The organism is Arthrobacter sp. B6 (assembly GCF_001663775.1).
Classification (GTDB): domain Bacteria; phylum Actinomycetota; class Actinomycetes; order Actinomycetales; family Micrococcaceae; genus Arthrobacter.
Map to the genome: position 1 here is coordinate 1,418,021 of NZ_KV467168.1, position 14,076 is coordinate 1,432,096.

A 14,076-nucleotide genomic window follows, 5' to 3' on the forward strand; every position below is an offset into this window, starting at 1 on the left:
GGGAATTAATCTTGAACATTCTTTATCCAGAAGTCTTGAACACATGTTCAATGTGAACTAATCTCCTCATATGACCTAGGCCACACCAGCGGAGTCGATGGGGCTCCTCTCACGGAGAACCGGCGTAGGCACAGCCAAATGAGGCGAAAAAACTTGGGGGAAACGGCCGAGGGCCCGCCATCGCTGCCCTGCCGTTGATACACCCGCGTCCAATGGCGGCCACGGGTAATCACCATCATGCATTCCGACTGAGGAGTCCAGATATTGGAACGCAAAAGTATTGAGTCAAGCGGCATGGACGGGTTCGGCTGGGTTGATAGCCCACGTCGAATGTCCGCGGTTGACACCATCTGCCCGGATCGGGTCTTGCCCCGCGCCATTTCCGCCCGGACGAAACACCGTCATGATGTGCGATGCACAATGAGAGGGACGACATGAGTCAGATAGCCGACGCTCCGCCCGTAACAGTTACTGGAGGCGGTGACACGACCCCTGCGGCTCGAACCCGCGTCAATTGGACCGTCTTCATCGGGTCGGCCACCGGGATCCTCGCGATCGCCATCTGGGCCATCAGCGACGCCGCAGGCGCCGAGGCCCTGATCGGGTCCATGGTCACCTGGGTATCCACCAACATGGGGTGGTACTACTTCCTGATCGTTACCCTCGTGGTGGTGTTCGTCCTGGTCCTCGCCTTGACCCGGGTGGGCAAGACGAAGCTCGGCCCGGACCATTCAAAGCCGCAGTTCAGCATGTTCACCTGGGCGTCAATGCTCTTCGCAGCGGGGATCGGCATCGACCTGATGTTCTTCTCGGTGTCCGAGCCCGTGACCCAGTACCTGGCTCCCCCGCAGGGTGATGGCAGCACCGTCGAGGCCGCCCGGCAGGCCATGGTCCTCACCCTGTTCCACTACGGAATCACAGGCTGGGCCCTGTACGCGCTCATGGGACTGGCCCTGGGCTACTTCGCCTACCGGCATAATCTGCCCCTGAGTATCCGCAGCGCGCTGTACCCCATCTTCGGCAAGAAAATCAACGGTCCGCTCGGCGACGGCGTGGACATCGCAGCCCTCCTCGGGACCATCTTCGGCATCGCCACCTCCCTGGGCATCGGCGTCGTGCAGCTCAACTACGGGCTCAGCCTCATGTTCGGCTTGCCCGAGAACGTCGCCGTGCAGATCGGCCTGATCGTTGTGGCCGTTGTCATGGCCACCGCGTCCGTGCTCTCCGGCGTCGAAAAGGGAATCCGCCGGCTCGCCGAACTGAACGTGATTCTCGCCCTCGCCCTCATGGTGTTCATCCTCCTGAGCGGCAAGACCAGCTTCATGCTGGACGGCATCATCCAGAACACCGGCGACGTGCTCAGCCGGTTCCCGGCCATGACGCTGGACGCCTTCGCCTATGACCGGCCCGGTGACTGGCTGCAGGGCTGGACACTCTTCTTCTGGGCGTGGTGGATAGCCTGGGCTCCCTTCGTAGGGCTCTTCCTCGCGCGCATCTCCCGCGGCCGCACCATCCGTCAGTTCGTGCTGGGCACCCTCATGGTCCCCTTCGCGTTCATCCTGGTGTTCATCTCGATCTTCGGCAACAGCGCCCTCGACATTGTGATGAACGGTAATGCTGCCTTCGGGGAGACGGCGATGGCCCAGCCGGAGCGGGCGTTCTACGGCCTCCTCGAGCAGTACCCCGCCGCGCCGCTGATCATCGGTGTGGCCACCTTCACCGGACTGCTCTTCTACGTCACCTCCGCCGATTCAGGTGCCCTCGTCATGGCCAACTTCACGAGCCACCTGAAGGACGCCAACGCCGACGGACCCAAGTGGCTGCGCGTCTTCTGGGCCCTGGTGACCGGTCTCCTGACGCTCGCCATGCTGACCGTCGGCGGTGTGACGACGCTGCAGAACGCGACGATCATCATGGGTCTACCGCTCTCGATCCTGCTGCTGTTCATCATGCTGGGCCTCTACAAGGCCCTGCGCGTGGAGAACTCGTTGGCCGACAGCTACCGCGCGAGCCTGCCGGGAATCATCTCCGGCCACAGCGCGGACGGATCGTCGTCCCGCACGTGGCGGCAGCGCCTCAACCGGGCCATGACCTATCCGGGCCCGGAGCATGCGAACCGCTTCGTGGACACCGTGGCGCTGCCCGCGTTGCAGGAGGTGTACGACGAACTGAAGGCGCAGGACGCCAACGTGAGCCTGACGACGGGCATTGTTGAGACCTGCGGCATCCGCCACGTCGACCTGCTGGTGCGGCTCTGCGATGAGCGCCCGTTCAAGTACCAGATCTACCCGGTCCAGTACGACACCCCGTCCTATGCGCCGGGCAATGCCGCGCTTGACCCGAAGTACTACCGGATGGAGGTTTTCTCCCTCGAGGGGAGCCACAGCTATGACCTCGCCGGTTACAGCAAGGAACAGGTCATCACCGATGTCCTTGACCACTACGAGACACACCTCGAATTCCTGCACCTGAACCGGGCGCTGCCCGGAACCACAGCCGTCACCGAGGACCAGGCGGCCAAGGACAACTGGGAGTCCGACTTCGTGCGCCAGGAGGAGACAAAGTGACACGACGTCTCCCCTGCGCAGAAGGGGGGACGGCGAGAACGGGGTCAATCACTATCACTCCACTGAGTCCTGCCGTGTGGACGCCATAGGCGCATAACTCGAGGGAGGCTGCCGTCACCGAGACGGCAGCCTCCCTCCGCGTTTGCGGAAGAAATCGCGGCAATGGTTTGAGTTCACTGGCCGACGGCACCGCTGCTGGAGGCGGCCACCCAGGGTCGCGCGGACGAGGTTAGGCGCTAAGCTCTGGCTTTTCGCTTCACCCAGCCCCAGACAGCTGTACCAACGAACAGCACCAGGCCGATGATGGCCAACCACAGCAATCCCTCGAGTACGAAGCCGATGATCGACAGAACAAGCCAAATGATAAGCAGTGTGATGATAAGTCCCATGCCGGAAAGCCTACGCCACCCTGGAATCCGGGTGCACTAAAAGGCCGGCGTAGCCTGTAGCTATGGAATCCGAAGTCCGGGATCTCAGGCTCCGCACCGGCATCACCGTGCCGTGCCTCGTGCAGGGCGACGCCGGTGCGAAACCGGTGTTGCTGCTGCATCCGTGGGGTGAATCGCGCCGAAGCTTTGACCGCCTGATACCCCTGATGACCGGCTTCCGGATTTACGCCCCGGACCTTCGCGGCCAGGGCGAAGCGGACAAGCCCGAGGGCGGCTACTCCCTGGCGGAACAGGCCGAGGACGCCGCTGCGATCCTGGACGCCCTCAACGTGCGGCGGGCCTTCGTCGTCGGCTCTTCCAGCGGCGGGTACGTGGCCCAGCAACTCGCCGTCGTCCATCCCGAAAAGGTTGCGGCGCTGGTGCTGGTGGGCTGTCCCGTGAGCCTCCACGGACGGGCCCCCTTTGCCGACGAAGTGGACACCCTGACCGACCCCATCGACGAGGACTGGGTCCGGGATTCGCTGTCCTGGTTTCCGCTGCTGCACGAGGTTCCCCCGTGGTACATCGAGGACCGGGTACGCGACGGCCTCAAAATGCCGGCGCACACGTGGAAAAGGTTACTGAACGGGTTAAGCGAGGCCAGCCCGCCCACGGAATCAGGAACCATCCAGGCGCCCACGCTGATCCTGTGGGGCGCCCGGGACAACCTGCTGCCGCGCAGCGACCAGGAAACGCTGGCGGCCCGGATACCCGGCGCGGGGTTGTTGGTCTACCCCGACGTGGGGCACATGGTCCTGTGGGAGTGTCCGGAGCTAGTGGCAGAGGATACGACGGCGTTCTTCCGCTCCCTCGCGCGACGCCCGCCGTCCGTCAGACACCCTGGGACCGGCCGCCCCGCCGGAACCCTGGCCAGTAAGTTGAAGGCGACCTACGAAAACCTCCCGCTGCCGCTGCCGACCATCGCAGCGATGGCCCTGGATGTCCTCCTGGCCAGGCTCCGTCCAATGCCGCTTCCCGGCCCCCGCTCCCTGCACCGGCTGAAGGGGGCGGCACTGGTGCTCGCCGGCGTCGGCCTGAATCTTTGGGCCCTGGCGGAACGGCGGCGCCGCTCGGCGGGCCCCTTCGCGCTGGAGGAGCCGGAAGAGCTGGTCGTCACCGGCCCGTATGCAATCACACGCCATCCCATGTACGTGGGCTGGTGGCTCATCCAACTGGGCGCAGGAACCCTCGCCGGTTCATCCTGGGTCCTCGTGACGCTGCCGGCCGAACTGCTTGTGGAACACCGCTTTGTCCTTGGTGAAGAAGCCGTGGTGGCAGAACTTTTCCCGCAGTCCTACCCGGACTACGCCGAAAGGGTGCCCCGGTACGTCGGGTTCCCGCGGGCCTAGCGCTGGTCGCCGGCTGAGCGGCCGGTGCCCATCCGATCACGCGCGCAACTCACCACGGCCGACAAATCGAGCCCGTAGGTCGGCCCGTCGCCGGAACCGTACTCCTCGAGTCGGGCCGCACCGCGCTCGAACAGCCGGAGCGCGCCAACGCTGTTCCCCCGGGCGGCGTGGGTGAGCCCGACGCAGATCTGGGCGAGACCTTGCCAAAGGTTGCGTTCCTGGGCCGGCCCGGCCTTCCAGCGGGCCTCAAGTACCTCGTGCGCGGCGAAGGGCCGGCCCGCTTCCACCAGGCTCCGGGCCGAGGCCAACGTCTCCGCCGGCGGCAGCGGCTCCTCGGAGACAGGCTCCACGCCAGCGCTTCCGTACGGCAGCGGCCTCCCAAGTTCGTCACGCGGCCGGGCCTGCCGGGGGCGCCTTGATGCATCCCGATCCCTGTCCCTGGTCATTGCAGTTTCCGCTCTGAGCATCCGTGGACCTTACCAACCTTCATCTGCCCAATGCTAAGGCCTGGCCTTCGAAGGTCCGCCGGGCGACAGATCGGAATCCGGCCGGCAATCACCGCTCGGCGACCAGCAGTTCACCCACCTGGCAGTCCAGGGCGTGGCAGATCGCGGTCAGGGTGGAAAACCGGATCGCTTTTGCCCGGTCGTTCTTCAGTACCGACAGGTTTACCAGGCTCACACCGACGCGCTTGCTCAGTTCCGTCAGGGTCATGCCCCGCGCCTCCAGGAGCTCATCGAGGCGGCAGTGAATGCCGGTGGCGTCTTCGGCAGGCATCAGACCAGGCCCTCGGTATCTTTCTGCAGGCGGCCGCCGAATTGGAAGACCCCGGCGACCAGAATGAGCACCATGCCGGCCATCACCGGTCCGATGTCGAGGTTCCCCATGAAGATGATGCCGTCTTCCGCCGTCCGTTGGTTTGCCCCAATCGCTTCCGCAAGGCGGCTGCGGGCGATTTGATCGAGAACCTGGCCGACAGTTCCGGCCACAGCCAGGACTGCCCCGCAGCGGCCAATGATCCCCACCGAACCCGCGGTGAACAGGTTGTCTCCCCGCAGCCGGAACGCGAGCAGGAACAGGAGGGACAGCACAGCCAAAATGCTGACCTGGTTCAGCACCCCCGCCCATGCCAGCAGGGAGGCCTCAGAGGGAGGAAGCGCTGGGATGAACGCTTCAACGGACGTGAAATGTGCCTCCGCTCCGAGGCTCAGACCGGTCGGGCGCAGGGATCTGGTGGCAAGCGGAAGGGTGAGCGTCACAGGGCCCACAAAGGAGGCAATGACGCCGGAGACCGTCGCAGCCGTTGTGGCAACGGCCGCAATGGCTGCGACGATCATCACCGCCAAGGCGTCAGTGTTGGACACAACCCTCTTGCCGCCCGATGTTCTTCCGAAGGCGCGGTGTACTTGTTTCATGCCTCCCCAAAGATTATTGACTATCGATAATATCGATATTCAATAACCTAGAGGTGGTGTGGCCCGCCGTCAAGGGCCAACGCCCGCTACCGTGCATTGTTTTCCGCCTTACCAGGCCCTACCGTGAGAGGACCGTCAGGCGAACGCAGGTGTGGGTATGCGGACTATCTTCCGGTCTACGCGCTGCCTCCTCTTGTGTCTCGTTGCCGCCGGGATCATCGGCGGCGTCGCCACGCCGGAACCAGCCCCTCCCGACGGGCCGCCCACAAGTCCCGCGGTCCAGGAGCAGGCATATGCGGCGGTGGACTCCTTCCTGCAGGAGCAGATCGACCGCCTCGGAATTCCGGGCGCCGCCGTCGCCGTCGTCCGGGACGGCGTCCAGGTGCACTCCGCCGCGTTTGGCCGCGCCGACGACTCCGGGCGGCCGCTGACCGCCCAGACGCCGGTGTTGCTGGCCTCCACCAGCAAGTCACTCACGGCCATCGCCGTGATGCAGCAGGTGGAGGCCGGCCGGCTGCGGCTGGATGAGCCCGTACAGACGTATCTGCCCTGGTTCACGCTGGACGACAGCCGCTCGTCCGCGATCACGGTCCGGCACCTGCTCCACCAGGCCAGCGGCATGGCTTCGAAGGATACGGCCTTCGAAGGCTCAGACTCCCAGGACCCCGAGGCCCTTGAGGAAGGGGTGCGGGCCCTGTCGGACTCCCCTTTGGCCGGCACGCCAGGTGTTGCATTCGGCTATGCCAATGCAAACTTCAACATCCTGGGTCTCCTGGTGCAGACCGTCTCCGGCCAGCCGTTCGGGGACTACATGGAGCAGCACGTATTCGGACCATTGGAGATGGCCCACAGCCATCCGACCCGGGCTGCCGCACGCGCTGACGACGCGGCCGCCGGCTACTCGCGATGGTTCGGCTCGTTCTGGCTCCAGACCGACGTGCCTGCACCCACCACCGGGATGCCGTCCTCCACCATGTACGCCTCGGCCGAGGACCTCGGACATATGCTGACCGCACTGCTCGACGGCGGCCAGTACGGTGACGCCCGGATCCTCCAGCCCAACAGCGTGGCGGCGATGTTCGAGCCGCGCGTGCAGGTGGACGAGTCAAAGGGCTATGCCATGGGCTGGTTCACCCGGCCGCTGGTGGAGTCCGTGGATCCGGCGGCGCCTCCCGTCCCGGACTCAGACCTGCCGCGGCTCCTGGAACATCAGGGCGAATGGGGCAACAGCCACACCTACCTGGCCATGGTGCCGTCAGCCGGCCTCGGCGTCGCTTTGGTCATCAACGGAAACGACACAGCTGCCCCGTCTCGCCTGAAGGCCATCGACACCAACGTCCTGCGGATCCTCCACGGCCAGTCCCCGGTGCCCGCGGTGGTGCACGAGGACTGGCTGCAGCGCTACAGCTGGGCGGTCTCGCTGGCATTGCTGCTGGCGGAGCTGCTGAGCCTGTGGCTGGCCCTCCGGTTCCTGCTCCGGAGGCAAGCCCCGCAGAAGAAGCTCTGGGCTCCCGTGGCCTGGGCCGCCGTCGCCCTCGCCCTGGACGGGTTCGCCCTGTGGCTGTGCTTCCTCTACGCACCCGCGCGGTTCGACACAAGCCTGCCGGTCATCATCCGCCAGTTTCCCGACGTCGGTGTCTCGCTGGTGCCAGTGCTCGCGCTGGCCATCCTCTGGCCGGTCCCGCGGACGGTCTGGCTGCTCGCCAAGATCCTTGCAAGCGGGCGAGAGAGGGCCCGTTAGGGCGGCGCCGGCAGCCGCCCGGTTTCACGCAGTGAGGTCCCGGCGCCGGATCGAGTAGGCGGCCAAGGCCGCCAGGGCGCCTGCAATGACGGCCAGGGCCAGCGCCCCTGCGGGGTCGAAGGGTTCCACGGGCATGGCCGGGGAATGACGGAACGGGCTCAGGTCCTGCAGCCACAAGGGCAGCCCGAAGAGCTCCCCGAATTCGCCCAGGACCAGCCCGGCCGCAAGCATCCCCCACCCCAGCAAAGCGCTGAGCCGCGGCGCGGAAGCGAAGACCAGCGAGGCCGCTGCCAGGAATACCAGGGCAGCCGGAACGTGCGCCAGCGCAGCCGGAACCAGGGACACGGCGGGACCGTTGGATGTGCCCGAAAGTCCCAGGCCAAAAGCAGCGGCGACGCCGGCAGTTCCGGAAACAACCACCGCGGACAGCGCGGCGATGAACAGGTTCGCGCCGAGCCACCGGGACCGGGACAACGGCACGGAGAGCAGAAACTCCGCCCTGCCTTCCGCCTCCTCAGCGCGCATCCGCAGCACCGCCTGAATGCCCGCAGCCGCGGCGAAAACCCCTGCGATACCGAGCAGGGCCGTGACAAACACGTCGATCAGCCCCGCCTGGCCGCCGGGCACGAGGCGGGAAATGAGTTCCTTCAATGGCGCCACACTGGACACGGTCTCGGAAACCAGGGGGCCGAGCGCGCCGGCCACGGCACCCAGGGCCGCCGCCCCGATGCTCCAGCCGGCCAGCGTGGAGCGTTGCAGGCGCCAGGCGAGGCCCACGAATGACCTACCCCCGACTCCGGCCCGTTCCCTGCCGCTGCGCTGGGGCAGAAGGCTGGCGCCCACGTCCCGCCGTCGCCGGATCAGCATGGCAACTGCGCCCAGGACCAGCGCGGCAGCGAGAAGGACCAGCAGCGCGGACAGGTCCGGCGCGGTGAACGGCCGCGACCGCTGGCCCCAGCCGATGGGCGACAGCAGCGAAGGCCACGCACTGCTCACGTGCAGCAGGTCCGCCGACGGAGTTCCCAGTGCGTCACCAACACCACGGACCAGGTAGGCCGCCCCGACCAGGCCGGCCGCCGCGCCGTTCGCGCTCCTGCCCGAGGGCAGGACCTGGGCCATGAGCGCGGCAACGCCCACAAAGAAGATACCGACCGCCCCGACGGCGGCACCCGCCCCCGCAGCGCCGGAAACCGGCAGTCCGGCCGCGACGAAACCTGCGGCAGCAAACGCGGCCAGCAGCAGGTTTGCGACCCCGCCCAACAAAAGCGTCGCCGCCAGTGCCGCCGCCCGCGGAAGCGGAACCGAGCCCAGGAGTTCGGCCCGTCCGAGCTCTTCATCGGTCCGGGTGTGCCGCACCACCAGGAAAGTACTCATCAGTCCTGCCAGGACCGCCGTGAACGCAAAGCCCTGGAAGAATACGACAGCCCCCAGGCCGGTGCCGTCGGGAAGGCCGCGGAGGAAGAGGAAGGCAGGGTTCGATGCTGCCAGGGTGAGGATCGCAGCCTGTGCGGCCTCGTCACCGAACTGCGTGACCACCGCGCTGGAGGTCGCAAAGCCGAGCAGCGCGATGCCCAGGATCCAGACGGGCAGCGTCACCCGGTCCCGGCGTGCCTGGAACAGTGCCAGGCGCAGCACGCCGGACATCACCGCACCTCACTGCCGTCGCTGTCGCTGTAATGGCGCAGGAACAGTGACTCCAGCGACGGCGGTGCGGCTGTGAGTCCGCTGATGCCCGGCTCGGCGATGCCGGCCAGGACGGCACCGAGGTCGGCAGCGTCCGCCTCGAACTCGGCGGCGGCGCCGTCGACGCTGACCCCGTACGTGCCGGGCAGCGCCGCCAGCCGTGCCGGATCCGCCAGGCCGGTGACCCGGAAATGCGTCCGTTTGAGGTGCCGGAGTTCGCCCAGGGTCCCGGTCTCCACCGCGGTTCCGGACCGGATGATGGTGATCCGGTCACACAGCTGTTCGACCTCGCTGAGTATGTGGCTGGAGAGCAGGACTGTGGCCCCGTCCCTGCTGACGCGCCGGATCTGGTGGCGGAACACCGCATCCATCAGGGGGTCCAGGCCGGCGCTGGGCTCATCCAGCAAATACAGGCGGGCGGGGCGGGCAAATGCGGCGATCAGGGCGACCTTCTGCCGGTTGCCTTTTGAGTAGGTCCGGGCCTTTTTCCGCGGGTCGAACTCGAACTCCTCGATGAGTTGGGCTCGAAGCTTTGCGTCGGCGCCGCCGCGCAGGCCGGTGAGCAGATCGATGACTTCCCCGCCGGAAAGGTTCGGCCACAAACTCACATCTCCGGGGACGTAGGCGATGTCCTGATGGGTCCCGACGGGATCGGCCCAGGGATCCAGCCCGAACACCCGGGCCGTGCCGGCCGTCGGGCGGATGAGACCCAGGAGTATCCTCAGTGTGGTGGATTTGCCCGCACCGTTGGGGCCCAGGAATCCGTGGACTTCCCCGGCGGCGACGCTCAGGCCCAGGCCGTCCAGTGCCCGGGTCCTGCCAAAGTCTTTGACCAGGCCAAGAGTCTCAATGACAGGTTCTGCTGCTGCATTCACGAGCCGTCCGCTCCTCGGGTCATCACGTGAACGTCCGAGGCGGCCGCCGGGACGTTCCGCAGGCATTGCCTACGGGCCGACCAGGCTTCCCGGCTCTCCGATCCACAGCTTACAAGCACCTGATCGGGCGAGGAAGAGACCGCTGGCCCGCACCTTCCTGGTGAGGGGGTTTCGGTGTGTTCGGTAGTGTCAGGTCATGGACAGCGGCACTTTGGTCAATTTCCTTTGGGTTCTCCTCTTTGTGCTGGTGGGCGGAGTGTTTGCCGGCACGGAGTTGGCGCTGGTTTCCCTTCGCGAGAGCCAGGTCCGCCAGATCGAAAGAACGGGCACGCGCGGGACCCGGATAGCCGCTTTGGCGCGGAATCCCAACCGCTTCCTCTCAACAGTCCAGATCGGCGTGACGCTATCGGGCTTCTTCTCCGCCGCGTATGGTGCCGCCACGATTGCCCCGGATGTGGAGCCCCTTCTGGAGGCGGCGGGGTTGGGATCTTCGGCTGAACCTGTGGCCTTTATCGGCATGACGCTGCTGGTGGCTTATCTTTCGCTGGTGCTGGGTGAGCTGGTGCCCAAAAGACTTGCCATGCAAAGCGCTGTTGGCTTCACGAAGGTTCTGGCGCCCCCGCTGATCATCCTTTCGCAAATCATGCGGCCCGTCGTTTGGCTGCTGTCGGTTTCAACCAATGTGGTGGTCAGGCTCTTCGGCGGTGATCCCCACGCGAAGCAGGAGGGCGTCAGCTCGGAGGAACTCTGGGACATGGTCGTGGAGAGCGACACGCTGGAAGAACACAGTCGCAACATCCTGACGGACGTGTTCGGGGCCGGGGACCGTTCGCTGCAGGAAGTCATGCGGCCACGCACTGAGGTGACCTTTATCGACGGCACCATGACCATCGCGGCCGCACGCAGCATGGTCCGGGACGGTCCGTTTTCCAGGTATCCGGTGATCGGGAAGTCCCCGGATGACGTCCTGGGTTTTGTCCACCTCCGCGACCTGATGTCCAGGGAACACGCGTATGACGACGGGATGGTGAAGGACATTGTCCGCGAGATTCTTCCGCTGCCGGGCACGAACAGGGTGCTGCCTTCGCTGTCCCGCATGCGCCGGCTGGGGCATCACATCGCGCTGGTGGTTGACGAATACGGCGGCACGGACGGCATCGTGACGCTGGAGGATCTGCTGGAGGAACTGGTGGGTGAAATCTACGACGAGTACGACGCCGGGGCCGACCACGAGGACCGCATCAGCATCGCCAACGGGGCAGTGGACGTCGACGGCGGCCTGATCCTCCAGGAATTCGAGTCAGCCTCCGGCATCGCGCTGCCGGACGGCCACTATGAAACAGTGGCCGGGTTCGTCATGGACCGCCTCGGCCGCCTGCCGCAGGCAGGTGACCGGGTGGAGATATCCGGCCACGTGCTGACCGTCATCGCGATGGACCGGCTGCGCATCGCCCGGATCCGGGTGACGCCCGTCAGGGTAAAGCCCGACGACGGTTGAGCGGCCAGGGCGTTTAGGTCCGCCTTGGCCGCCCGTTCGGCTAGGCGCTGGTGGCGTCCTGCACTTCGCCCACCAGTTCCTCGATGATGTCCTCCAGGAAGAGCACGCCGGTGGTGTTGCCCTGGGCGTCGAAGACCCGGGCCACGTGGGCTCCGGTGCGGCGCATGGTGGCCAGCGCGTCCTCCAGTTCGCTGCCGCTGAAGGCCGACGCCAGGCGGCGGATCCGTTTCGCCGGCACAGGCTGGCTGAACTTCTCCGCGGATGTCAGGTCCATGACGTCCTTGAGGTGCAGGTAACCGGAAGGCGCGCCGTCTCCGTCGGTCAGGATGTAGCGGGAGTAGCCGTGCTGCGCCACGGCGCGCTGGATGTCCGCCGGCGTGGAGGATGCCGGAAGCAGGACCATCTCGGCGATGGGAACCTCCACGTCCGCCACGGTCTTGGAGGTGAATTCGAAGGCGGCGGTCAGGGTGCCGCTGGCATCATCGAGCATGCCGTCCCTGGTGGACTGCTCCACGATGTTCGCCACCTCGTCCAGGGTGTAGGCACTGGTGGCCTCATCCTTGGGCTCCACCCGGAACAGCCGGAGGATGGAGTTCGCGATCCCGTTCAGCGTCCAGATCACCGGCTTGAAGATGCGGGCAACCATGACCAGCGGCGGGGCCAGGATCAGGGCTGCGCGCGTCGGTACGGAGAACGAGATGTTTTTGGGCACCATCTCCCCCAGGACCACGTGCAGGAAGGTCACCAGCAGCAAGGCTGTGATGAAGGCGATGATTCCGATGGCCTCGCCGGAGAGCGACGTCAGGCCGAGTGGTATCTCCAGCAGGTGGTGGATGGCCGGTTCGGAGACGTTCAGGATCACCAGGGAGCAGACGGTGATGCCCAGTTGGCTGGTGGCGAGCATGAGCGTGGCGTGTTCCATGGCCCAGAGCGTGGTTTTCGCGGCCTTGCTGCCGGCCTCGGCCTTGGGCTCGATCTGGGAACGCCGGGCGGAGATGACGGCGAATTCGGCACCGACGAAGAAGGCGTTGACCACCAGGAGCACCACCAGCCAGATGATGCCGGGAAGGTATTCACTCATGGGTCAGCTCCTGCGTGAGGTTGTCGATGATCCGGTCGTGCGCGCTCTTGGACGGTTCCTGAGATTCATCCGGGGTGAAACGCAGGCGCTCCACATGGGTGCCCACGACCCGTTCAACACGCAGGATTCCGCCGTTCACGGTGACTTCATCGCCGAGTTCGGGGATGCGGTCCAGCTGGTCTGTGACGAAGCCGGCGAGGGTGTCGTACTCTTCGCCGTCGGGCACGGTGATGCCGGTCCTGTCCAGGAGTTCGTCGGGCCTCAGCGAAGCGTCGAACGTGATGGAGCGGCCGGTGCGGACCACACCGGTCCGAGCGCGGTCGTGTTCGTCCTCAAGCTCGCCGACGATTTCCTCCACTAGGTCCTCAAGGGTGACGATGCCGGCGGTTCCGCCGTGCTCGTCGGCGACGATGGCCACCTGGAGGCCTTGCTTGCGCAGCAGGACCAGCAGGGTATCTACGCCCATGGATTCGGGCACCCGAAGCGGGTCAATCATCAGCTGTGAGGCGGTCACGCTCGCTCGGTCTTCCAGGGCAACGGCGAACGCCTGCTTCAGGTGCAGGACACCCTGGACGTCGTCGCGGTCCCGGCCGATGACGGGGAATCGGGAGTATCCGGTGGAAGTGGCGAGGGCGACAATCTCCTCCGCGGTGTCATCTTCGTTCACCGCAGTCATCCGGACCCGGGGTGTCATCACGTCGGCCGCTGCGTGGTCTGAGAAGCGAAGCGTCCGGTGGAGCAGAACCGCGTGGTCCTGGTCCAGGACGCCCTCAAGCGCTGACCGGCGCACCAGGGAACTGAGCTCCTCGGCGCTGCGGGCCCCGGAGAGCTCTTCCTTCGGCTCGATCCCGAACGACCTGATGATCTTGTTGGCGGTGTTGTTGAACAGCAGAATGATGGGCTTGAACACCGCGGTGAAGAGGGCCTGGAACGGAATAACGACCTTGGCCGTCGCCAGCGGAAGCGCCAGGGCGAAGTTCTTAGGCACCAGCTCGCCAATCACCATGGAAAAGACGGTGGCGATGAAGATGCCCACCACAGCGCCTACCCCCGGCACAACGGCCTCAGGCAGGCCGGCGGCAAGGAACGGCCCGCGCAGCAGCGAACTGATGGCCGGTTCGAAGGTGTAGCCGGTAAGCAGGGTGGTCAGCGTAATACCCAGCTGCGCACTGGAAAGGTGCGTCGAGGTGATCTTCAGGGCCTTGATCGTCGGGCCCAGGCGCTTCTCGCCACGGGCCTGGCGGGCTTCCAGATCGTTACGGTCCAGGTTCACCAGCGCGAACTCGGAGGCGACAAACAACCCCGTGCCGACGGTGAGGATGAGACCGATCCCGATCATGATCCATTCATACATTCGGGCGCCCCTCTCCCGCGTTGGCCGGTAAACCGGTCAGAAGGTTGAGGGGCAAGGGCATATGTGAAGGAGGGTCATCCATAGT

12 protein-coding genes are annotated in these 14,076 nt (G+C 65.8%); 4 read left to right on the plus strand and 8 right to left on the minus strand.

Going from position 1 to position 14,076, the window contains the following annotated elements:
* Positions 1-434 precede the first annotated feature (434 nt).
* Complete coding sequence (gene betT, locus AU175_RS06090; RefSeq protein WP_066290649.1) at positions 435-2,567, plus strand: choline BCCT transporter BetT; 2,133 nt, start codon at positions 435-437, stop codon at positions 2,565-2,567.
* Between the two features lie 236 nt (positions 2,568-2,803).
* Here the strand turns inward: betT and AU175_RS21650 are convergent, their stop codons facing one another.
* The gene (locus AU175_RS21650) at positions 2,804-2,956 is read right to left on the minus strand and encodes an LPXTG cell wall anchor domain-containing protein (RefSeq protein ID WP_156642202.1); all 153 of its coding nucleotides are present in this window, start codon (positions 2,954-2,956) and stop codon (positions 2,804-2,806) included.
* Positions 2,957-3,018: 62 nt separating this feature from the next.
* Between AU175_RS21650 and AU175_RS22285 the strand changes: the two genes are divergently transcribed.
* Positions 3,019-4,344, plus strand: a complete 1,326-nt coding sequence (locus AU175_RS22285; protein WP_231938478.1) for an alpha/beta fold hydrolase — start codon at positions 3,019-3,021, stop codon at positions 4,342-4,344.
* Here AU175_RS22285 and AU175_RS06105 read toward each other — a convergent pair.
* The 3 genes from AU175_RS06105 to AU175_RS06115 form a co-directional block, all read right to left on the minus strand.
* Positions 4,341-4,811: a DUF309 domain-containing protein gene (locus AU175_RS06105; RefSeq protein ID WP_231938479.1), complete on the minus strand. Its 471-nt coding sequence runs from the start codon at positions 4,809-4,811 to the stop codon at positions 4,341-4,343. The two genes, AU175_RS22285 and AU175_RS06105, sit on opposite strands and share 4 nt — an antisense overlap.
* A gap of 88 nt (positions 4,812-4,899) precedes the next feature.
* The gene (locus AU175_RS06110; protein ID WP_197497053.1) at positions 4,900-5,121 is read right to left on the minus strand and encodes a helix-turn-helix domain-containing protein; all 222 of its coding nucleotides are present in this window, start codon (positions 5,119-5,121) and stop codon (positions 4,900-4,902) included.
* Positions 5,121-5,759: a hypothetical protein gene (locus AU175_RS06115; protein WP_066286702.1), complete on the minus strand. Its 639-nt coding sequence runs from the start codon at positions 5,757-5,759 to the stop codon at positions 5,121-5,123. Before AU175_RS06115 ends, AU175_RS06110 begins: the two co-directional genes overlap by 1 nt.
* A gap of 157 nt (positions 5,760-5,916) precedes the next feature.
* Here AU175_RS06115 and AU175_RS06120 point away from each other — a divergent pair, with 157 nt between their 5' ends.
* Positions 5,917-7,500 carry a serine hydrolase domain-containing protein gene (locus tag AU175_RS06120; protein ID WP_066286703.1) on the plus strand — a complete coding sequence of 528 codons (1,584 nt, stop codon included), beginning with the start codon at positions 5,917-5,919 and terminating at the stop codon, positions 7,498-7,500.
* Between the two features lie 24 nt (positions 7,501-7,524).
* On the opposite strand, the gene AU175_RS06125 is transcribed toward AU175_RS06120, so the two are convergent.
* Both AU175_RS06125 and AU175_RS06130 read right to left on the minus strand, forming a co-directional pair.
* Positions 7,525-9,144, minus strand: a complete 1,620-nt coding sequence (locus AU175_RS06125; RefSeq protein WP_066286705.1) for an ABC transporter permease — start codon at positions 9,142-9,144, stop codon at positions 7,525-7,527.
* Positions 9,144-10,058, minus strand: coding sequence for an ABC transporter ATP-binding protein (locus tag AU175_RS06130; protein ID WP_066286706.1), 915 nt, complete (start codon positions 10,056-10,058; stop codon positions 9,144-9,146). The genes AU175_RS06125 and AU175_RS06130 overlap by 1 nt, the downstream gene beginning before the upstream one ends.
* Positions 10,059-10,254: 196 nt before the next feature.
* On the opposite strand from AU175_RS06130, the gene AU175_RS06135 reads away from it, so the two are divergent.
* Positions 10,255-11,556 carry a hemolysin family protein gene (locus tag AU175_RS06135; RefSeq protein ID WP_066286708.1) on the plus strand — a complete coding sequence of 434 codons (1,302 nt, stop codon included), beginning with the start codon at positions 10,255-10,257 and terminating at the stop codon, positions 11,554-11,556.
* Positions 11,557-11,596: 40 nt separating this feature from the next.
* Here the strand turns inward: AU175_RS06135 and AU175_RS06140 are convergent, their stop codons facing one another.
* Together AU175_RS06140 and AU175_RS06145 are read right to left on the minus strand one after the other, a co-directional pair.
* Entirely contained in the window at positions 11,597-12,637 is a 1,041-nt protein-coding gene (locus AU175_RS06140; RefSeq protein WP_066286709.1) for a hemolysin family protein, read from the minus strand.
* Complete coding sequence (locus AU175_RS06145; RefSeq protein ID WP_066286711.1) at positions 12,630-13,991, minus strand: hemolysin family protein; 1,362 nt, start codon at positions 13,989-13,991, stop codon at positions 12,630-12,632. Before AU175_RS06145 ends, AU175_RS06140 begins: the two co-directional genes overlap by 8 nt.
* Positions 13,992-14,076 lie beyond the last annotated feature (85 nt).

Coding starts and splice junctions, on each gene's coding strand:
- betT (WP_066290649.1), top strand. CDS start 435: ATGAGTCAGATAGCCGACGCTCCGCCCGTAACAGTTACTGGAGGCGGT.
- AU175_RS21650 (WP_156642202.1), bottom strand. CDS start 2,956: ATGGGACTTATCATCACACTGCTTATCATTTGGCTTGTTCTGTCGATC.
- AU175_RS22285 (WP_231938478.1), top strand. CDS start 3,019: ATGGAATCCGAAGTCCGGGATCTCAGGCTCCGCACCGGCATCACCGTG.
- AU175_RS06105 (WP_231938479.1), bottom strand. CDS start 4,811: ATGCTCAGAGCGGAAACTGCAATGACCAGGGACAGGGATCGGGATGCA.
- AU175_RS06110 (WP_197497053.1), bottom strand. CDS start 5,121: ATGCCTGCCGAAGACGCCACCGGCATTCACTGCCGCCTCGATGAGCTC.
- AU175_RS06115 (WP_066286702.1), bottom strand. CDS start 5,759: ATGAAACAAGTACACCGCGCCTTCGGAAGAACATCGGGCGGCAAGAGG.
- AU175_RS06120 (WP_066286703.1), top strand. CDS start 5,917: ATGCGGACTATCTTCCGGTCTACGCGCTGCCTCCTCTTGTGTCTCGTT.
- AU175_RS06125 (WP_066286705.1), bottom strand. CDS start 9,144: ATGTCCGGCGTGCTGCGCCTGGCACTGTTCCAGGCACGCCGGGACCGG.
- AU175_RS06135 (WP_066286708.1), top strand. CDS start 10,255: ATGGACAGCGGCACTTTGGTCAATTTCCTTTGGGTTCTCCTCTTTGTG.
- AU175_RS06140 (WP_066286709.1), bottom strand. CDS start 12,637: ATGAGTGAATACCTTCCCGGCATCATCTGGCTGGTGGTGCTCCTGGTG.
- AU175_RS06145 (WP_066286711.1), bottom strand. CDS start 13,991: ATGTATGAATGGATCATGATCGGGATCGGTCTCATCCTCACCGTCGGC.